The following is an 18971-nucleotide window of genomic DNA, read 5'->3' as shown; positions in this document are numbered from 1 at the left end:
TTCAAAATAGCGAGCGTGGCCATTGGTTTATGAGCCCCGCTCGGCTAGAAGGAACAGCAAGTCCCTCGGATGCTGGCCGGGCGCCTTGGGTTTGCCGCAACATACCCGCAAGACGTCTCGATGCCGCCCCGGCCGGGTGCTTGAACGCTTTCGAAGCAAGCCGCAAGGGTTCTAGGTGCGCCAGATCATACCACCGCATTGGAAGCAGAGGATCCGGAATTTCTTCCTGGATCTCGATGCGCGCATCGACTCCTCGCTGTTCTCCTCGGCCAAGGGCATCCGCGAGCTCTACGAGCGCTACTCGACCTTCATGGACCGCTTCTATGTCGGGCGGTGGAAGCGCTGGGTGTTCATCGAGCCGTTCTCGGAGGCCGCAACCCTCGGGCTCGGCGGCCTCGTCGTGATGCTCGCCCTCGCCATCCCGGCCTTCCGCGAGACCGCGGACGAGGACTGGCTGAAGAAGTCCGACCTCGCGGTGAGCTTCCTCGACCGCTACGGCAGCCCGATCGGCAGCCGCGGCATCAAGCACAACGACTCCATTCCGCTGGAAGACTTTCCGGACGTGCTGATCAAGGCGACGCTGGCGACCGAGGACCGCCGCTTCTACGAGCATTTCGGCATCGACATCGCCGGCACTGCGCGCGCGCTCGTCACCAACGCGCAAGCGGGCGGCGTGCGCCAGGGCGGCTCCTCGATCACCCAGCAGCTCGCCAAGAACCTGTTCCTGAGCAACGAGCGCACCATCGAGCGCAAGGTCAACGAGGCCTTCCTCGCGATCTGGCTGGAATGGCGCCTGACCAAGAACGAGATCCTCAAGCTCTATCTCGACCGCGCCTATATGGGCGGCGGCACCTTCGGCGTCGACGGCGCGGCGCATTTCTACTTCAACAAGTCCGCGCGCGACGTGACGCTGGCGGAAGCGGCGATGCTCGCCGGCCTGTTCAAGGCGCCGACCAAGTACGCCCCGCACATCAACCTGCCCGCCGCCCGCGCGCGCGCCAACGTCGTGCTGGACAACCTCGTCGATGCCGGCTTCATGACCGAGGGCCAGGTGTTCGGCGCCCGCCGCAACCCGGCCTTCGCGGTCGACCGCCGCGACGAGGCCTCGCCGAACTATTATCTCGACTACGCCTTCGACGAGATGCGCAAGCTGGTCGATACCTTCCCGAAGTCCTACACCGAGCGCGTCTTCGTGGTGCGCACCGCGATCGATGCCAACGTGCAGAAGGCGGCCGAAGACGCTGTCGAGAACCAGCTGCGCCAGTTCGGCCGCGACTATCACGCGACGCAGGCCGCGACCGTCGTCGCCGATCTCGACGGCGGCATCCGCGCCATGGTCGGCGGCCGCGACTACGGCGCCAGCCAGTTCAACCGCGCCACCGACGCCTATCGCCAGCCCGGCTCCTCGTTCAAGCCCTACGTCTACACCACCGCGCTGCTGAACGGCTACACGCCCAACTCGATCGTGGTCGACGGCCCGGTCTGCATCGGCAATTGGTGCCCGCAGAATTATGGCCATTCCTATTCCGGCTCGGTGACGCTGACGCAGGCGATCACGCGTTCGATCAACGTCGTGCCGGTAAAGCTGTCGATCGAGATCGGCCGGAAGAACGAGCCCAAGACGCAGAACCCCGCCAAGGTCGGCCGCGCCAAGATCGTCGAGGTCGCGCGCCGCTTCGGCATCAAGGCGCCGCTGCCCGACACGCCGTCGCTGCCGATCGGCTCGGACGAGGTCAACGTGCTCGAGCACGCGGTCGCATACGCGACCTTCCCCAATCGCGGCAAGGCGGTGACGCCGCATGCGGTGCTGGAAGTGCGCACCGGCGCGGGCGATCTGGTCTGGCGCTGGGACCGCGACGGGCCGAAGCCGCGGCAGGCGATCCCCGCCTCCGTCGCCGCCGACATGTCCGGCATGATGAGCCACGTCGTCAGCGAAGGCACCGCACGGCGCGCCGCGCTGGACGGCATTCCGACCGCGGGCAAGACCGGCACGACCAATGCCTATCGCGACGCCTGGTTCGTCGGCTTCACCGGCAATTTCACCTGCGCGGTGTGGTACGGCAACGACGATTACTCGCCGACCAACCGCATGACCGGCGGCTCGCTGCCGGCGCAGACCTGGCACGACATCATGCTCGTGGCGCATCAGGGCGTGGAGGTCCGGGAGATTCCCGGCATCGGCATGGGCCAGAAGCTGCCGCCGCAGCATGTGAGCAACGCGCAGGCCAACGCGGCGCCGAAGGTGCTGGAGACCAAGCCCGGTCCGCCGCCGGTGCTGACCAAGCGCGGCGCGGACATCCTGGTGCGGGTCGAGAAGCTGCTGGATGATGCGGCCAAGGCCGCGAACAAATCGACGGCGAATGACAGCAAGCCGGCCAGGCCGTCCTCGTCGACGAGCGCGCTCGCCTTCCCGCAGAACTATGCGGAAGACAACGCCAACGCCTCTGCCCCGCGCAAGAACTGATCGAAAGCAAGTGCGGCTGATCCTGACCACATTGACGGCGCTCCTTCTCGCGACGGTCGTCGGCGTCGGCGCGACGTGGATGACCACGACGCGCGGCACCGAGATCGGCGCGCTGACCATCGGCCCCTGGACGGCACGGCCGCGCACCGGCACCGCCGACGTCGATCCCTATTCGCGCGCCACCATCGTCCGCAACGGCGAGCTGCCGATCGGCACCGGCGACGGTGTCGCCTTCACCGCCACCACCGACGACAGGAAGAAGGCGCTCGACGGCCGCTGCGACGTGGTCGTCTCCGGCGTGACGCCGCCGGCGCGGTTCTGGACGCTGACGCTCTACGACCGCAAGGGCCATCTCGTCGCCAATTCGCTGCAGCGCTACGGCTTCACCAGCCAGGAGATCGTGCGCTCCTCCGACGGCTCGTTCGAGATCCGGATCGCCTCGCGCTCGCGCGCCGGCAATTGGCTGCCGACCGGCGGCATCGAGCGCTACGCCTTGATGCTGCGTCTCTACGACACGCCGGTCGGCGTTGGAACGCGCACCCAGCGCGATGCGCCGATGCCGAGCATCACCACGGTGGGCTGCTCATGATCCGGCTCGTCTTCACCGTCGTCGCCGGCGTGGTGCTGGGCCTCGTGGTCCATCTCGTCAGCGTGCTGGCGCTGCCGCGGATTGCCACACAGGATGCCTATTCGCGGCTGACGCCGATGACCAGGGTGAACGCCGTCACCCAGCTTCCCCTCGCCGATCCCAACAATTCGCCGATGCCGTTCATGGATCCGGCCTTCGCGCTGGCGATCTGTCGTTATGATCTGTCTGGCGGGCCGATCAAGCTCACCGTGCCGGTGAGCCAGGCCTACACCTCGGTGTCGTTCTACACCCGCAACGAGATCGCCTATTACGCCATCAACGACCGCTCCGCGGGCCGCAAGGTGATCGAGCTCGACCTGATGACGGAAGCGCAGCATAGCGAGCTGCCGGAGGACGAAGAGGTCACCGCGGCCGACCGCCTGATCATCGATTCCCCGACCACGACCGGCCTGATCCTGATGAAGGCGCTCGCGCCCGAGCCCGGCTTGATGCAGCAGGCGCAAGGCTCGCTCCAGGCTGCGACCTGCGCCCCGCAGACCGAGCCGCCGGCCAAGGCCGAGGCACCGCGCAGCCGGCGGTGAGCGCGGCCGCCAACAAAAAGTGCGAAAACAACCCCATGCACAGTAGCGGGGCGTTGAAATCATTACGCTCTTCCGCCGACCGCAACGATACCGCCGGGGACGCGTGCGTACCTTTGACTCGTCGGGCAAAACAGGGGCATACTGCATCATCGAGAGTTGATCACACCCGCACGGAGCCGTCCGTCGCGGGTGTTGTCTTTGGCGCATCTTTCCGTGTCCATGCGAAACAATCCTGCCGCGTTCGGCTCGGGCACAATCATCGGCACTCTGGGCGGCTTGATCGGTCTCGGCGGTGCAGAATTTCGGCTGCCCCTGCTCATCAGCCTGTTCGGATTTCGCGGCCTCGAGGCCGTGATTCTGAACAAGGCGACGAGCCTGATCGTGGTGGCGAGCGCACTGCCGTTTCGCGCACGCGCCGTTCCGCTCGCGGAGATACATGCCCATTGGCCGATAATCCTGAACCTGCTGGCGGGCAGCCTCGTCGGCGCCTATGCGGGGGCATCCTGGGCGACGCGTCTGGAGTCCGGGACGCTCTACAGGATCATTGCCGTCCTGCTGCTCCTGATCGCCGGCATGCTTCTGTTCGCACATGGCAACGAGGCGGCAACCCCACCGGCGCTGATAGGCGTGAGCCTGATCGTCGCGGGCATAGCAGCGGGCTTTGCGATCGGGATCGTGGCATCGTTGCTCGGCGTTGCCGGAGGGGAATTCCTGATTCCCACCCTGATCTTGTTGTTCGGCGCGGACGTGAAGCTCGCGGGCAGCCTCTCGCTCGCGGTGAGCCTGCCGACCATGCTGGTGGGATTTGCGCGCTATAGTCGCGACCAGAGCTTTTCGGTGCTCCGCGCGAATTGGCAGTTCATGCTTGCAATGGCCATCGGGTCGGTCGTCGGGACATTCATAGGCGGCCTGCTTCTCGGCGTCGTCCCGAATTCGATTCTTCTGCCGGGATTGGCCGTGATCCTGGTCATTTCGGCGGTGAGAATCTGGCGGCATGAGTAGGCTGGTTCGAAACAATGCCGCAACCGGCGATGCGCCCTCGATCGGTTCGCAGATCGAGACGGATCGCTAGAGCATGATCCGGAAAAGTGTGAAGCGGTTTTCCGAAAAGATCATGCTTCAAACAATAACCTAAAGCGCGATGACGATTCATCCTAATCGCATCGCGCTTTAATGGATGATCTGGCCGAGGAAATCCCTCGCCCGCTCCGTCCTCGGCGCGCGGAAGAAGGTTTCGGGATCGGCTTCCTCGACGATCGAGCCGCGATCCATGAACACCACCCGGTCCGCGATCTCGCGGGCAAAGCCCATCTCGTGCGTGACGCAGACCATGGTCATGCCGTCTTTCGCGAGCTCCACCATGGTGTCGAGCACCTCCTTGACCATCTCCGGGTCGAGCGCCGAGGTCGGCTCGTCGAACAGCATGATCTTCGGCTGCATGCACAGCGCCCGCGCGATGGCGACGCGCTGCTGCTGGCCGCCGGAGAGCTGCCCCGGATATTTGTTCGCCTGGTCGTGGATGCGCACCTTGCGGAGCAGACCGATCGCGCGCTCATGCGCATCAGTGCGGGACAGGCCCCGCACCTTCATCGGCGCCAGCATGCAGTTCTCGACGACGGAGAGGTGCGGAAACAGGTTGAAGCTTTGGAACACCATGCCGACCTCGCGACGTATGCCGTTGACGTCGGTCATCCGGTCCGACAGCTCGATGCCGTCGACGACGATGCGCCCCGCATCGTGCTTTTCGATGTGGTTGATGCAGCGGATCAAGGTCGACTTGCCCGAGCCGGAGGGGCCGCACAGCACGATCTTCTCGCCGACCGCGACCGTGAGATTGACGTCGTTCAGGGCCGTGAAATGGCCGAACCGCTTCACCAAATTTTCAACGGTGACGATGGACGCCCGATTCCCCTCAGCGAACTCAAGCATTTTTCCTCTCCAAAGACTGGGATGACCGTGCGCAGCGCTAGCGGCGTAGTCCCGCGATCGCATATCGCTTGCGCAAGGACGCCACGCATTGCGATGCCGCCGAACTGATCGCGAGGTAGACCACCGCAATCACCAGATACATCTCGACCAGACGGCCATTGAGCTGCGCCAGCTTCGAGGCTGCGCCAAGCAGATCGGTGAGCGAGAGCACGTAGACCAGCGAGGTATCCTGGAACAGGATGATGGTCTGGCTCAGGATGATCGGGCTGGCGACGCGAAGCACCTGCGGCAGGATCACGGCGCGATAGGTATCGAAGGTCGACAATGCGAGGGCCTGACAGGCCTCGAACTGACCCCGGTTCACGGCGCGCAATCCGACGCGGATGATCTCCGAGTAATAGGCCGCCTCGAAAAGGCCGAAGGTGATGAAGGCGGTCCAGGTGGCGCCGATCGGGACCGGTCGCCCGCTTCCGCCGAGATGACCGAGCACGATCGGCACCAGGAAGAAGAACCAGAACAGGACCAGGATCAGCGGGATCGAGCGCATCAGGGCGACATAGCCGCGCACGAGCTTGCCGAGCACGGGCACTTCGAAGTGCTGCACGAGGGCCAGGCAGGTGCCGAGGACGAGGCCGACCACGAAAGCAACGGCGGTCAGCGCCAGGGAAAACAGCAGGCCCGACCAGAGGTAAGGCCACGCCTGAAGCACAACGGAGAAATCGAGGCTGGTCACTTCACGACCTCCATCGCGTCAGGCAGGGAATCAAGCGGTTGGATGGCGTGCGTCGCGCCCGGCTTGACTGCGTCGTCCGCAGGGCTCGTCCCCGGAATGCGCACGGCCCTGTCGATCAACGCCATCCCCTGATAGGCGATGAGCGCCAGCGCGAGGTAGACAAGCGTCGCGGCGCCGAAAGCGGTGAAGGTCTGGAATGTCGCTTCGCTGATCTGGCGGGCCTGCGCCGTCAGCTCCATCAGCCCGATGGTGAGCGCGACCGAGGTGTTCTTGTAGATGCCCATCACCTCGCTGGTCAGGCTCGGAATGATCAGGCGCAGCGCCTGCGGCACGATGACGTAGCGATAGGTCGGATACCCGCTGAGCCCGAGCGCGCTTGCCGCTTCGACCTGACCTTTCGGCAGGGCCTCGATCCCGGCACGCACCTGTTCGGCGATCCGGGCGGCGGTGTAGAGACCGAGGCACACCAGCGCCGGAAAGAACGATCCCCAGGGCGGCGGAATCTGCTTGATGGCGTTCCCGAGCGAGGCGGGAAGAATCTCCGGCAGGACGAAGTACCAGAGAAACATCTGCACCAGCACGGGGATGTTGCGGAAGATCTCCACATAGAGGCGGGCAAGCGCCGCGACGGCTCGGTTCTGCACGGTGCGGCCGATGCCGACGATGACCCCCACCGCGAAGGCGATCCACCAGCCGAAAAACGCCAGCGTGAGGGTCCAGCCGAGGCCCGAGACGAGCCAGTCGATATAGCGCTGGCCGTCTGCGGTCTGTTCAAAAAGCACTGCAAACATGGCGAACCTCAGGGCTCGGTTTGCGGGACACTCTCCGCCGACGTCGCAATTAGTCCACCGCGTCGCTGGGACGCGCGATCCGTTCCGTGAGCTCGACCGTCAGCGGAAACGCCAGGTTCTCATTCTTGGGCGGAATTGGCCTCGTGAACCATTTGGCGTAGGTCTTTTCGAACTGGCCCGACGCCATCTGCTTCGACAGAACGTCGTCGACGAGCGCCTTGAAGCCAGTATCGCCCTTCGTGAACATCAGGCCATAATAGATCTTGGCGTAACCCTCGGGGAGAAATATCAGCGCATCCGGCTTCGGAGCTGCGGCCTTGAGGCCGGCGAGCAGAATATCGTCTTCCATGAAGGCGGCCGCGCGGCCGGTGTTCAACATCAGGAAGGATTCGGCATGGTCCTTTGCCTGGACGATGTTGAAGCCGAGCTGCTCCTTCGCATTCACGCCTTGCGCGAAGCCGACGGCATTCGAGCCCTGGGTGACGACGATGGTTTTGCCCTTGAGATCGCCGGCCGTCTTCAGGCCGCTGTCCGCTTTGACCAGCCAGCGCGGCTGACTGACGAAGGTGGTGACGGAAAACGAGACCTGCTCCTGCCGCTTCCTGTCGTTGGCCGTGCCGCCGCACTCGATGTCGACGGTGCCGCTCTGGATCAGCGGGATGCGATTGGACGAGTTCACCGGAACGTAATTGACTTTGAGATTGGGTAAGGCGGTCTCCGCCTTGATGCGCTCGACGATGGCCGCGCAGAGGTCGAGCGAGAACCCGATCGGCTTCTGGTCGGGACCGAGATAGGAGAACGGGATCGAGGCCTCGCGATGACCGATGGTGATGGCGCCGTTCGACTTGATCCTGGCCAGCGTGGGGCTGTCGGCGGCAGAAGCGGCGCTGCCGAGGCCGCCAATGACCGACAGAATGCTCAAGACACATGCAAACTTCGTCATGTACGTCTCCTTGCTGGACAGCCTATGCGGCTCTCGATGATGGCTTCACGCCGCGCCGCTGGATGACCTCGATCAGGCGGTCGACGTCGGCAATCGTGTTGAACATCCCGAACGACACGCGAATGCCGTCCCGCTCCGGCGACACGCGGACGTTATTCTCCTCGAAATGGCCGAGCCATTCGGCCGCGGGCAGCGCAATGACGTAGATGTGCGGCGCGCGATGCTGCCGCGCGCGAGGGCCGACCAGGCGAACGCCCAGCACATCGAGCCGGGCGATGAGATGATCGCCGAGATCGAAACAATGGTTCTGGATGTTCTCGACGCCCAGCGCTTCGATCATGTCGAGCGAGGCATCGAGGGCATGGATCGCCGGAAGATTGAAATTGCCGAGCTCGAAGCGGCGCGCGCTCGGGGCCGGATCGAGCCTGTCAGGCCGGGCGATCAGATCGGCCGGGACTTCAGCGAGGCTCGCGGCCGCAAGATAGGTCGGCTCGATCTCAGCCCTCGACTTGTCCCAATAGAGCAGGCCCAGTCCTTGCGGCACGAGCAGCCCCTTATGGCTGCCCGAACCGATGAAGGTCGCGCGCATGGCTTTCGCATCGATTGGCACAACACCGATCGCCTGCATCACGTCGACGACGAAATGGAGCCCCTTCTCCGCGCAGAGGGCGCCGATGCTTTCGATGTCGAAACGATGGCCGGCATGGAATGTCACCTGCGAGATCGAGATCGCCCTCGTGCTCGCATCGATGTAGGGACGAAGACTGTCGGCGTTCACGATCTCCGTCATCGGCACGAATGCGACGGTCACACCCTTGCGCCGCAGATTGAGGAACGCGTAGGCGTTGTTCGGATGATCGCCGTGGATCATCAGGACCTTGTCACCGGCGCGCAGCGGCAGCGCATTCGCGGCGATGTTCATGCTTTCCGAGGTGTTCTTGGTGAAGGCGATCCCGTCGCCCGATACGCCGAGAAACCGCGCCAGCTTTTCGCGCGTCTGCTCGACGCGATCGAGCCAGACGCTCTTCGGGCCGGCGGTCTCGAGACCTTCGCTCAGAAAACGATCGATCGCCGCTTTGACGGGGCGCGCAAGCGGCGTCTGGAAGCCGGAATCGAGATAGGTGATCCGCTCGGCAGCCGGAAACTCCCTCCGCACGGCATCGACGTCGTAATGGCCTGACATCCCGATCTCCTGAAGCACTTCCCCGGTGGCTCGCACTGCACAAATCCTGTTCACCACCGAGCAGCGCCAACGATATGGGCACGACACAAAAGTGCCTATACAAATTTTCATATTCCAGTATATTTCATTCCGAAAAATGATAATTTGTACTTCGGGTGGAGACTGGCGAAATGCAGCAGCCGAGCACCGACGGGCCATTGGACCGCGCCTTCGCGATCATTGGCTATGTCGCCAGCCAGACCAGAGCAGCCTCGGTCGCGGACATCGCCGCTGCGCTGTCCCTGCCGCTGCCGACTGCGCATCGGCTCATCGGAAATCTGGAGCAGCGCGGGCTGCTTCAGAAAGCCGTGGGAACGAAGCGGTACGTGGTCGGCAATCAAATGGTCACGCTGTCGGCCCGCGTCATCGGCGCAGCTTTCCGTACCGCCCGCCGGCACGCGGTGCTCCGCGCCGTCGCCGCCGAAATCGGCGAGCAATGCGAGATCGGCGTCGTGCGGGACAACGTCGTTGCTTACGTCGACAGCGTCCGCGTATCGCAACCTCAAGGCCTGCAATTCAATCCCGGCGAAGCGGCCCCGCTCCACTGCACGTCGACCGGCAAGATCTACATGAGCCGGCTGCCGGAACGCGCGCGCGAGAAGCTGTGCCACGCGCTCACGCTGACGCGATACACCGAAACCACGATCGTGGACGTCGAGCACCTGATGAAGGTGCTCGATGAGACCCGCAAGCGCGGCTGGGCCAAGACCAATGAAGAATATGTGCGAGGCGTGGTCGGCTGTGCCGTTCCCATCCTCTCACCGGATCGCGAGCTGATCGCGTGCCTGGGTGTGTCTGTTCCCGTGGCACGGGTGAGCTTCACCGAGCTGGATCGGTTCATAGCTCCCCTGCAGAAGGCCGCTGCGCTGCTATCGGAGACGATCCTCGCGGACAATGAGGACGGCGTAAGCGAAGCCGTGTCGGCAAGCTGATGCTGCTCGAACGTCGTCCACAGTCACCGAGATTGTCCTCGCCCTGCAAGCCGGATCAGGCCTTGGTCAATATCTCGGGCGGTGCGACTTCGCCCACTCGCGGGCATGTGCGATGGGCTCTTGCGGCGGCAGGATGGCGCGCAACTTCTGTATCGCCGGCTGGCTCTCCATGAGTCCCGCCATCGACAGAAGGCCGGAAATTTCGGACCCTGCCGGCGCTGTTCCTGCAGGAGCGTCGTCAAATATTCAGGCTCTCGGCCATGGCGTTCCCTCCCATCAGCACAGCCAAGCATAGGCGCCAGGACGAGACCGGCCCGTGCCGACGCCCGCGACGCAAAGGCCAAAGCGGCGCGCATCGTCGGCTGCCCCAACACGTCAGACATTCAATCATTGAAACGCCTCACGGTGCATTTTCTGTGCCTTCGATCAGCTCTTGGTGCTGGCGGTCTTGTCGATCGCCGCGCGCAAGCCTTCAGCAAGCTTGATCGCGTCGTCATTGGCCCAGAAGTGCATGAAGAAGAGTCGCGGCTGTTCGTTCAGCATATGGCTGTGCAGCGCCGTCACCTCGATGCCATGCGTCCGCAGCGCCGCGATGACTGGATTCACCTCGTCGCTGGTCAGCACGAAATCGCCGGTGATGGCGGCCTTGCCGCCGCCGGTCGGCTGGAAATTGATGGCGGTCGCGACGCCCATTGGACCGACGGGGGTTAGCAGCATGCCGTTCTCCGTGATCGGGTCGCGCCGTTTCACATTGAACTGGTAGACGCCGCCATTGCCCTGCCCCTTGACGCCGATGATCTGATCGAGCTTTGCGGTGTCGAGATCGATAGAGGGCGGATTCCCGGCTGCGGCGACCGTCAGGGGCGTCTTGCTTTCGGCGAGCGCATCACGGATTGCCGACGCCAGCTTGATAGGGTCGCCGTGTCCGGCGACGTGCATGTAGAATGTCGCCGGGCTTGCGCGCAGCAGATGGTTGTGCACGGCAGTAATCTCGAGACCGCTCGTAATCATCTTCGCCATCACTGGATTGATCTCGGTCTCAAGCAGCACGAGGTCACCCATGACCATCGTTCCGCCATGCGCAGGCTTGAACGCCAGCCAGCCGCCAAGCGCCAGCGCCGGCTTGATCGTGACGCCATCCAACGTCACGGTGAGATCGGTGCGCGGGAAGCCGTAGCGATGGACATCGTCCGCAACGGTTGGCTTGCGGCCCAGTGCCTCATCGACCTTTTGCCAGTCGATGCCCTGCGCGTGAGCGTTCGTGATGAAGCAGGCAGCGACGCCGATCAGTGCCGAAACCGTCTTATGCATGGATCAGCTCCCTTGAGCTGTGGGTGTGTCCCTGCCCCAATCGGATAAGTGAGGCCGCTCCGGCCGTTCCGCCACACACAGCGGACTCGCCGCGGAGGCGCATGCCATGGCGGTTCGGATGCCGGCAAGCCGAGAGGGTCGTGGAATGGAGTTGCGGTGTGTGAACATGCTGCGCCCTTGGTGATCAGGACGCGATGCTTGGGCATGTCGCCTCGCGGGGAGATCGCACATCCCCGTCGCGCTGACTAAAAACCCGCAGGGCAGAACTGTCAACCGGCGCACGGCCGCGTCACGTCACGAAGAGTTCACCCTTTGAAGGAACCCGCCAGCCGCCATCTTGAAACGACGAGGCGGTTTCACATACATTGTCGGCGTGGGGACGATGCAGACTCCCCGTGAGACCCAGGTCCAAGCTCTGCGCAGCACGCAAATCCGTGGAGCTTGCGCATGGACACCGAACGTCACCCCTCTCCCCGCCAGACTATAGCCATCCTCTCGCGCGGCGACGCGGCCGCGCGGCGCGAGGCGATGGCGCAGAACAGCCGCTTCGTCCGCGTCTTCGAAGCGCTCGCCGCCGCGGGCATCGACGCCTTCCCAGTGATCTATGACGAGAGCTTTGCGGGCGCGGTCCGCGACCAATTGCTTGCAGCCGACGGCGTGCTGGTCTGGGTCGATCCGATCCACCAGGGCAAGACCCGCGCCGAGCTCGACGCCCTGCTGCGCGACGTCGCGGCGCAAGGGCCATGGGTGAGCGCGCATCCGGACATCATTCTGAAGATGGGCGTCAAGGAGGTGCTCTACCGGACACGGCATCTGGGCTGGGGCGCCGACACGCACCGCTATGACACCGCCACAAGCTTCCGCAGCCAGTTTCCGGCGCGCCTTCGTGCCAGCGGCCCGCGCGTGCTGAAGCAGAACCGCGGCAATGGCGGCCAGGGGGTCTGGAAGGTTGAGGCCCTGCCCGATACCGAAGGCATGGTTCGCGTGCTGCATGCGCAGCGCGGCAGCACGCCTGAGGACATGCCGATCGATGCGCTGCTCGCACGGTGCGAGCCCTATTTCGGTTGGGGCGGCTGCATCATCGACCAGGCGTTTCAACCGCGCCTGCCCGACGGCATGATCCGCTGCTACATGAGCGGCGCCAAAGTCGCAGGCTTCGGACACCAGAAGATCAAGGCGCTGATCCCGCCGCCGCCGGAGGGACCGGAGGCGCCTGAGGCGCAGCCCGGGCCGCGGATCATGCACGGGCTTGATGCTCCGCCATTCCAGGCGCTGCGAGGAGCGATGGAGGACGAATGGACGCCGCAGATGATGGCAACGCTCGGCATCGATGAGTCGTCATTGCCGGTGATCTGGGATGCGGACTTCCTGTACGGGCCGAAAGATGCGGCCGGCGCAGACACCTACGTGCTCTGCGAGATCAACGCGAGCTCGTGCTTTGCGATCCCCGAGGAGGCGCCGGCTGCGATCGCCCGGACGGTGAAGCAACGGCTGATGCGGACTGAACGCACACGGGCGCGAACTTAGCCTGGTCGCGCTCGTCGGAAATGGCAGCAGCTGTCAGGCGACAGTAGGACGCAATCTCGAATTGGTTGCATTGTTGAAGCCAAAACGCTCGAGAGCTATCGATCTGAAGTCATCTTCGATCGGAGGAACGCATGAGCAAAATCACGGGCGGCTGTCACTGCGGTGCAATCCGTTACGAGGTCGAAGGCGAGGCGATCGTGCACGCGCTTTGCCACTGCCGCGATTGCCGGCTACACGCCGGGGCTCCGGTCGTCGGCTGGACGATGTACCCCGAGGGCGCGGTCAAGGTGACCAAGGGCGAGCCGAAGGTTTACCGCTCCTCGGAACACGGGCGGCGGCACTTTTGCAGCGCGTGCGGAACCGGACTGTTCTACGTCAATGCCAGCATCCTGCCGGGGATCATCGACATCCAGAGCGCGACCTACGACGATCCCGAGGCCGTGCCTGCCACGATACAGATCCAGGTCGCCGAGCGCCTGCGCTGGATGGAGCATGCGCACGAACTGCCGGCATTCGAGCGCTATCCGCCGCAGCCGTAGTGGTGGCTAGGCGGAATGAGTAGTTTGATTGCTACAACGTAAGTGCGCCCCCTCTCCCGCTTGCGGGAGAGGGCTGGGGAGAGGGTGCTTCCGCAATGGGATAGTCCCCAAGAGGAGAAAGCCCTCACCCGCGCCTTCGGCGCGACCTCTCCCGCAAGCGGGAGAGGTTGCACCGAGCCCGCGGCTATAGACTCGAGCTAAAGCCATTCCGCTTTAGGCATCGCGCAGCACCGTCCGCTCCTTTATCAATCAATTTCCTGCGCGCCGATGAAGCGCATGAACGGCTTCTGACCGTCGGCACCGAACAGCACGACCTCGTAACGCTGCGGCTTGCCGCCTTCCATGCCCGGCGATCCGACCGGCATGCCCGGCACGGCTATTCCCTTCGCGTTTGGACGCTCCGCGAGGAGGCGTCGCACGGCCGCGGCCGGCACGTGCCCCTCGACGACATAACCGGCGACCTCTGCCGTGTGACACGCGACCAGGTTCGAGGGGACGCCGAGACGCGCCCGGATCGGCTCGAGGTCGGGAGTCTCCTCCACCTGGGCGGTAAATCCTGCGTCCCGCAGATGCTGCACCCAGCCGGCGCAGCAGCCGCAGCTCGGATCCCGGTGCACCGTGAGCGCGGCTGCGTCGGATGCTGCCGCGGCGGGCCTTGCAAAAGCTGCCGCGGCCATCAGCCCGACAAGGGACCGGCGGGTCATCAGGTATGCGCGTTGCTTCATCTTCGGCTTCATCTTCGGCTTCCTCTTCTGTCACTCCGTCGCCCTGACATATGATCGTGCGTCACGGCTCGCCTCATCCGGCCGGCTCCACGACGCGCAATCTGGCGCCGATCGGCTTGGGCATCTCAGCCGGTTGTTCTCTGTCCTCGCGCGTGGGCGGCAGGCGGACACCCTTCACCAACCCGAAGATCGCCGGGATCACGATCAGCGTCAGCAGCGTCGACGATATCATGCCGCCAATCATCGGCACCGCGATTCGTTGCATGATCTCCGACCCGGTTCCGGTGCTCCACATGATCGGCAGCAGGCCCGCCATGATGGCGACGACCGTCATCATCTTGGGACGGACGCGCTCGACCGCGCCCACCATGATCGCCTCGTGGAGATCCTGCCGGGTGAGGCCCCTGCCCTCGGCGCTGCACGTCGCCTTGATCTCGGCCAGGGCATGCTCGAGATAGATCAGCATCACGACGCCGGTCTCGGCGGCGACGCCGGCAAGCGCGATGAAGCCGACGGCGACGGCGACCGACATGTTGAAGCCGAGCCACCACATCATCCAGATGCCGCCGACCAGCGCGAAGGGCAGCGACAGCATCACGATCAGGGTTTCGGTCATGGCCCTGAAATTCAGGTACAGCAGCAGGAAAATGATCGTCAGCGTCACCGGCACCACGATCTTCAGGCGCGCCGCGGCGCGCTGGAGATATTCGTACTGACCGCTCCAGACCACGTAATATCCTGATGGGAAGTGGATGCTGTCAGTCACGGCGCGTTGCGCATCGGCGACGTAGCTGCCGATGTCGCGATCGCGGATGTCGACGTAGACGTAGGTCGCGAGTTGGCCGTTCTCGGTCCGGATCGAGGTCGGCCCGCGCGCCGGCTCGACCTTCGCGACCTCGCCGAGCGGCACCGCGCCGCCCGCCGGCATCGGCACCAGGATATCACTGGCGATCGCCTTGGGATTGTCGCGCAGGTCGCGCGGATAGCGCATGTTCACCGTGAAGCGCTGCCGCCCCTCCACCGTCGTCGTGACGGTCTGGCCGCCAAGCGCCGCCGCGATGGTGTCCTGAACATCCTGGATCAGGATGCCATAGCGGGCGAGCGCCTCGCGATCCGGGACGATCTCGAGATAGTAGCCGCCGATGCCGCGCTCGGCATAGGCCGATGAGGTGCCCGGCACCGTCTTGATCACCCGTTCGACCTGCTTCGCCAGCCGGTCGATCTCGACGAGGTCGGTGCCCATCACCTTGACGCCGACGGGGGTGCGGATGCCGGTGGACAGCATGTCGATGCGCGCCTTGATCGGCATGGTCCAAGCGTTGGAGACGCCCGGAAACTGCAGCGCCTTGTCCATCTCCGCGATCAGGCTGTCGACGGTGACGCCTTCCCGCCAAAGCTCCTTTGGCTTCAGGCTGACCACCGTCTCGAACATCTCGGTCGGGGCCGGATCGGTCGCGGTCGCCGCCCGTCCCGCCTTGCCGTAGACCGATTCGACCTCCGGGAACGACTTGATGATGCGGTCCTGCGTCTGCATCAGCTCGGCCGCCTTGGTCACGGAGATGCCGGGCAGCGTCGTCGGCATGTAGAGCAGCGTGCCCTCGTTCAGCGTCGGCATGAACTCGGTGCCGAGCTGCCGCGCCGGCCAGATCGTAACGGCGAGCACGACCAGCGAAGCCAGGATCACCGGCGTCTTGGCACGCAGCACGCCCTTAATGACCGGGCGGTAGATAAAGATCAGGAAGCGGTTGATGACGTTTTTCCTCTCCGGCACGATCCTGCCGCGGACGAAGATCACCATCAGCGCCGGCACCAGCGTGACGGACAACAGGGCCGCGGCCGCCATCGCGAAGGTCTTCGTGAACGCCAGCGGGCTGAACAGCCGCCCCTCCTGCGATTCCAGCGTGAAGATCGGCATGAACGAGACCGTGATGATGAGCAGGCTGAAGAACAGTGCCGGCCCGACCTCGGATGCCGCGTCGATCAGGATCTGGACGCGCGACTGACCGGGCTCGGCGCGCTCAAGGTGCTTGTGCGCGTTCTCGATCATGACGATCGCGGCATCCACCATGGCGCCGATCGCGATCGCGATGCCGCCGAGGCTCATGATGTTGGATCCCAGGCCCAGCAGCTTCATGGCGCCGAACGCCATCAGCACGCCGACCGGCAGCATCAAGATCGCGACCAGCGCGCTGCGGACATGGAGCAGGAACACGATGCAGACGAGCGCGACGACGATACTCTCCTCGAACAGCGTGTGCTTGAGCGTGTCGATCGCCGAATAGATCAGGCCCGAGCGGTCGTAGACCGGGACGATCTCGACCGATTTCGGCAGGCTGCTCGCGATCTCCTTGAAACGCTTCCTGACGTTTTCGATGACGTCGAGCGCGTTGACGCCGAAGCGCTGCAGCACGATGCCGCTTGCGACCTCGCCCTCGCCGTTCAGCTCCGCAATGCCGCGCCGCTCGTCGGGTCCGAGCTCGACATTGGCGACGTCCCGCAGCAGCACCGGCGTGCCGTTGCTGGTCTTCAGGACGATGTTGCCGAGATCGTTGATGCTCTTGATGTAGCCCTTGCCGCGAATGACGTATTCGAACTCCGACAGCTCGACCGTGCGGCCGCCGACGTCGGCATTGCTGGCACGGATCGCCTCCCGGATCTTCTGCATGCTGATGCCGCGGTCGCGCATGCGCTGCGGGTCGAGCACCACGTTGTACTGCTTGACGAAGCCGCCGATGCTGGCGACCTCGGCCACGCCTTCGGCCTTGGCGAGCGCGAATTTCAGATTCCAGTCCTGGATCGTGCGCGTGTCGGCGAGGTTCAATTCTTTCGACATCACGGCGTATTGATAGACCCAGCCGACGCCGGTCGCATCGGGCCCGATGGTCGGGGTGACGCCGACGGGAAGCCGAGACGTGGCGCCGTTCAGGAACTCCATCACGCGCGAGCGCGCCCAATAGATGTCGGTGCCGTCCTCGAAGATCACGTAGACGAACGACACGCCGAAGAAGGAGAAGCCGCGCACCACCTTCGATTTCGGCACGGTCAGCATCGCCGTCGTCAAGGGATAGGTGACCTGGTCCTCGATCACCTGCGGCGCCTGGCCGGGATATTCGGTGTAGACGATGACCTGGGTGTCCGAGAGGTCGGGGATCGCATCCAGCGGCAGATGCAGCAGCGCGTAGAAGCCGGCGGCCGCCGCAAAGCCGGTGCCGAACAGCACCAGCAGCAGGTTGCGCGCCGACCAGGCGATGATGCGGGCGATCATTTGTGCTCTCCCGTCGCATGGCCGGCGTCGGAGGCTTGAGGCGCAGCCTCGGCAAAGCCTTTGAGCGCGGCCTTCAAATTGCTTTCCGCATCGATCAGGAAGTTGGCTGATGTGACCACCGCTTCGCCTTCGGCAAGGCCGTCGCGCACCTCGATAAAGCCGCCGCCGCGCCGGCCGAGCTTCACTTCCCGCGGCTCGAAGCGCCCGTCCCCCTTGTCGACGAGGACGGCCTGCCGCGTGCCGGTGTCGAGCACCGCGCTGTCCTGGATCGCCAGGACAAGCGCGCTATCGGCCGTGTCGACGTCGGCATCGACATACATGTCCGGCAGCAGCATCGCATCTAGATTGGCGAGCTCGATGCGGACGCGAACCGTCCGGGTTTCGCGGTTCACCTGCGGATAGATCACCGCGATCTTGCCGGTGAAGCTTCGGCCGGGGAAGCTGCGCGCGCGCACCGCGACGGACTGCCCGACCGCGATGTTGCCGAGATCGCGCTCGGCGACGTCGACCAGCGCCCAGACCAGCGAGGTGTCGGCGATGCGGAACAGCACGTCGCCGGGATTGGCGCGCATGCCTTCGATCGCGTTGCGCTCGAGCACGATCCCGTCGCGCGGCGCCGACCAATGGATGGTGACGGGCGCGACACGCGTTCTCTCCATCTCGGCGATCACCCGCTCGGGGACGTCGAGATTGATCAGCCGTTGCCGCGAGCCGCGGCCGTAGATCTCGACCCCGCCGACGGTCTTGGAGGTGATGGTCGCAAGATAGTCGGCCGCCGCGGAGGCGACCGCCGAGCTGTAGATCTCCATCAGCGGCTGGCCCGCCTTGACGCGGGAGCCGGTGGTGACGTCCGCGATCTTCTGCACGAAGCTCTCGGCCCGCATCGCGATCACCGAGACGCGGCGCTCGTCCAATTGGATCGTACCGGGCGCCTTGACCAGGACCTGGACCGATCGCCGCGCCACCGGCTCGGACTTCACGCCGCTGCGCTGGATCTTGCCGGGCGACAGTTTCACCGTGCCGTCATCGGCGTCGTCGCCTTCGTAGACGGGGATATAGTTCATCCCCATCGGGTCCTTCTTCGGCACCGGCGAGGTGTCGGGCAACCCCATCGGATTGCGGTAGTAGAGGATTTTTCGCGATGAAGCCGCCTGCGGTGGCTTCGGCTCTGCCTGGGCGGCCTTGTCGTCATCGTAGACCGGCAGATAGTCCCGCCCGCGGTCGTCCTTCTTTGGCCCGGCGGACCAAAGCGGCGCGCCGCTCGGATCGCGATAGTAGAGCGGAGTCCGGTCCGCTGGCGCCGCAGCCGGGGTCACCTCGGCATGGACCGACCAGCGCCCCTCGTTCGAGAACCAGTACGCGCCAAGGGCGAGACCACTGCCGAGCGCGAGAGTCGTCAAGAGACGCAACGTCTTCATGG

General features: G+C 64.6%; 16 protein-coding genes. 7 read left to right on the top strand and 9 right to left on the bottom strand.

Features of this window, described 5'->3' with window-relative positions:
- The first annotated feature begins 175 nt into the window (after positions 1-175).
- From I6F09_RS12975 to I6F09_RS12960, 4 genes are all read left to right on the top strand, one after another.
- On the top strand, positions 176-2464 hold the full coding sequence (locus I6F09_RS12975; protein ID WP_225188216.1) for a PBP1A family penicillin-binding protein: 2289 nt from the start codon (positions 176-178) through the stop codon (positions 2462-2464).
- A 10-nt stretch (positions 2465-2474) separates the two neighbouring features.
- On the top strand, positions 2475-3053 hold the full coding sequence (locus I6F09_RS12970) for a DUF1214 domain-containing protein (RefSeq protein WP_036005844.1): 579 nt from the start codon (positions 2475-2477) through the stop codon (positions 3051-3053).
- The gene (locus I6F09_RS12965) at positions 3050-3634 is read left to right on the top strand and encodes a DUF1254 domain-containing protein (protein WP_036005846.1); all 585 of its coding nucleotides are present in this window, start codon (positions 3050-3052) and stop codon (positions 3632-3634) included. The genes I6F09_RS12970 and I6F09_RS12965 overlap by 4 nt, the downstream gene beginning before the upstream one ends.
- A 219-nt stretch (positions 3635-3853) precedes the next feature.
- On the top strand, positions 3854-4636 hold the full coding sequence (locus tag I6F09_RS12960; RefSeq protein ID WP_225188331.1) for a sulfite exporter TauE/SafE family protein: 783 nt from the start codon (positions 3854-3856) through the stop codon (positions 4634-4636).
- Positions 4637-4804: 168 nt separating this feature from the next.
- Here I6F09_RS12960 and I6F09_RS12955 read toward each other — a convergent pair whose 3' ends face one another.
- Genes I6F09_RS12955 through I6F09_RS12935 form a run of 5 tightly spaced genes read right to left on the bottom strand, consistent with a single transcriptional unit; the run spans position 4805 to position 9213 of the window.
- Positions 4805-5563 carry an amino acid ABC transporter ATP-binding protein gene (locus I6F09_RS12955; RefSeq protein ID WP_036005850.1) on the bottom strand — a complete coding sequence of 253 codons (759 nt, stop codon included), beginning with the start codon at positions 5561-5563 and terminating at the stop codon, positions 4805-4807.
- Between the two features lie 37 nt (positions 5564-5600).
- The gene (locus I6F09_RS12950; protein ID WP_036005852.1) at positions 5601-6296 is read right to left on the bottom strand and encodes an amino acid ABC transporter permease; all 696 of its coding nucleotides are present in this window, start codon (positions 6294-6296) and stop codon (positions 5601-5603) included.
- Positions 6293-7087 (bottom strand): amino acid ABC transporter permease, encoded by a 795-nt coding sequence (locus I6F09_RS12945; RefSeq protein ID WP_036005854.1) that lies wholly within the window; start codon positions 7085-7087, stop codon positions 6293-6295. Before I6F09_RS12945 ends, I6F09_RS12950 begins: the two co-directional genes overlap by 4 nt.
- 49 nt (positions 7088-7136) lie before the next feature.
- Entirely contained in the window at positions 7137-8030 is an 894-nt protein-coding gene (locus tag I6F09_RS12940; RefSeq protein WP_036005856.1) for an amino acid ABC transporter substrate-binding protein, read from the bottom strand.
- A gap of 22 nt (positions 8031-8052) precedes the next feature.
- Entirely contained in the window at positions 8053-9213 is a 1161-nt protein-coding gene (locus I6F09_RS12935; RefSeq protein ID WP_225152776.1) for an aminotransferase class V-fold PLP-dependent enzyme, read from the bottom strand.
- Positions 9214-9383: 170 nt separating this feature from the next.
- Between I6F09_RS12935 and I6F09_RS12930 the strand changes: the two genes are divergently transcribed.
- Positions 9384-10184, top strand: a complete 801-nt coding sequence (locus I6F09_RS12930) for an IclR family transcriptional regulator (RefSeq protein ID WP_036005860.1) — start codon at positions 9384-9386, stop codon at positions 10182-10184.
- 426 nt (positions 10185-10610) lie between these two features.
- On the opposite strand, the gene I6F09_RS12925 is transcribed toward I6F09_RS12930, so the two are convergent.
- Positions 10611-11495, bottom strand: a complete 885-nt coding sequence (locus I6F09_RS12925) for a DUF1259 domain-containing protein (RefSeq protein WP_225188215.1) — start codon at positions 11493-11495, stop codon at positions 10611-10613.
- 447 nt (positions 11496-11942) lie between these two features.
- Here I6F09_RS12925 and I6F09_RS12920 point away from each other — a divergent pair, with 447 nt between their 5' ends.
- Together I6F09_RS12920 and I6F09_RS12915 are read left to right on the top strand one after the other, a co-directional pair.
- The gene (locus I6F09_RS12920) at positions 11943-13022 is read left to right on the top strand and encodes a Cj0069 family protein (RefSeq protein WP_225188214.1); all 1080 of its coding nucleotides are present in this window, start codon (positions 11943-11945) and stop codon (positions 13020-13022) included.
- A 131-nt stretch (positions 13023-13153) separates the two neighbouring features.
- Complete coding sequence (locus I6F09_RS12915; protein ID WP_225133467.1) at positions 13154-13561, top strand: GFA family protein; 408 nt, start codon at positions 13154-13156, stop codon at positions 13559-13561.
- 245 nt (positions 13562-13806) lie between these two features.
- Here I6F09_RS12915 and I6F09_RS12910 read toward each other — a convergent pair whose 3' ends face one another.
- The 3 genes from I6F09_RS12910 to I6F09_RS12900 all read right to left on the bottom strand — a co-directional run bounded on the left by I6F09_RS12910 (position 13807) and on the right by I6F09_RS12900 (position 18969).
- A complete protein-coding gene (locus I6F09_RS12910; protein WP_036005872.1) occupies positions 13807-14286 on the bottom strand; it encodes a DUF411 domain-containing protein in 480 nt (159 codons plus the stop codon).
- A 73-nt stretch (positions 14287-14359) separates the two neighbouring features.
- Complete coding sequence (locus tag I6F09_RS12905; RefSeq protein WP_225188213.1) at positions 14360-17551, bottom strand: efflux RND transporter permease subunit; 3192 nt, start codon at positions 17549-17551, stop codon at positions 14360-14362.
- Entirely contained in the window at positions 17548-18969 is a 1422-nt protein-coding gene (locus I6F09_RS12900; RefSeq protein ID WP_225188212.1) for an efflux RND transporter periplasmic adaptor subunit, read from the bottom strand. The genes I6F09_RS12905 and I6F09_RS12900 overlap by 4 nt, the downstream gene beginning before the upstream one ends.
- Between the last annotated feature and the right edge of the window lie 2 nt (positions 18970-18971).

This window comes from Bradyrhizobium sp. IC3195 (genome assembly GCF_020193585.1).
Lineage (GTDB): Bacteria > Pseudomonadota > Alphaproteobacteria > Rhizobiales > Xanthobacteraceae > Bradyrhizobium > Bradyrhizobium yuanmingense.
This window is presented reverse-complemented; position numbering and strand designations above follow the sequence as displayed.

Bases quoted from the DNA above. Each gene is read 5' to 3' on its own strand.
- I6F09_RS12935 (WP_225152776.1), bottom strand. From the start codon at position 9,213: ATGTCAGGCCATTACGACGTCGATGCCGTGCGGAGGGAGTTTCCGGCT.
- I6F09_RS12925 (WP_225188215.1), bottom strand. From the start codon at position 11,495: ATGCATAAGACGGTTTCGGCACTGATCGGCGTCGCTGCCTGCTTCATC.
- I6F09_RS12900 (WP_225188212.1), bottom strand. From the start codon at position 18,969: ATGAAGACGTTGCGTCTCTTGACGACTCTCGCGCTCGGCAGTGGTCTC.
- I6F09_RS12915 (WP_225133467.1), top strand. From the start codon at position 13,154: ATGAGCAAAATCACGGGCGGCTGTCACTGCGGTGCAATCCGTTACGAG.
- I6F09_RS12910 (WP_036005872.1), bottom strand. From the start codon at position 14,286: ATGAAGCAACGCGCATACCTGATGACCCGCCGGTCCCTTGTCGGGCTG.
- I6F09_RS12920 (WP_225188214.1), top strand. From the start codon at position 11,943: ATGGACACCGAACGTCACCCCTCTCCCCGCCAGACTATAGCCATCCTC.
- I6F09_RS12930 (WP_036005860.1), top strand. From the start codon at position 9,384: ATGCAGCAGCCGAGCACCGACGGGCCATTGGACCGCGCCTTCGCGATC.
- I6F09_RS12960 (WP_225188331.1), top strand. From the start codon at position 3,854: ATGCGAAACAATCCTGCCGCGTTCGGCTCGGGCACAATCATCGGCACT.
- I6F09_RS12945 (WP_036005854.1), bottom strand. From the start codon at position 7,087: ATGTTTGCAGTGCTTTTTGAACAGACCGCAGACGGCCAGCGCTATATC.
- I6F09_RS12955 (WP_036005850.1), bottom strand. From the start codon at position 5,563: ATGCTTGAGTTCGCTGAGGGGAATCGGGCGTCCATCGTCACCGTTGAA.
- I6F09_RS12905 (WP_225188213.1), bottom strand. From the start codon at position 17,551: ATGATCGCCCGCATCATCGCCTGGTCGGCGCGCAACCTGCTGCTGGTG.
- I6F09_RS12965 (WP_036005846.1), top strand. From the start codon at position 3,050: ATGATCCGGCTCGTCTTCACCGTCGTCGCCGGCGTGGTGCTGGGCCTC.
- I6F09_RS12940 (WP_036005856.1), bottom strand. From the start codon at position 8,030: ATGACGAAGTTTGCATGTGTCTTGAGCATTCTGTCGGTCATTGGCGGC.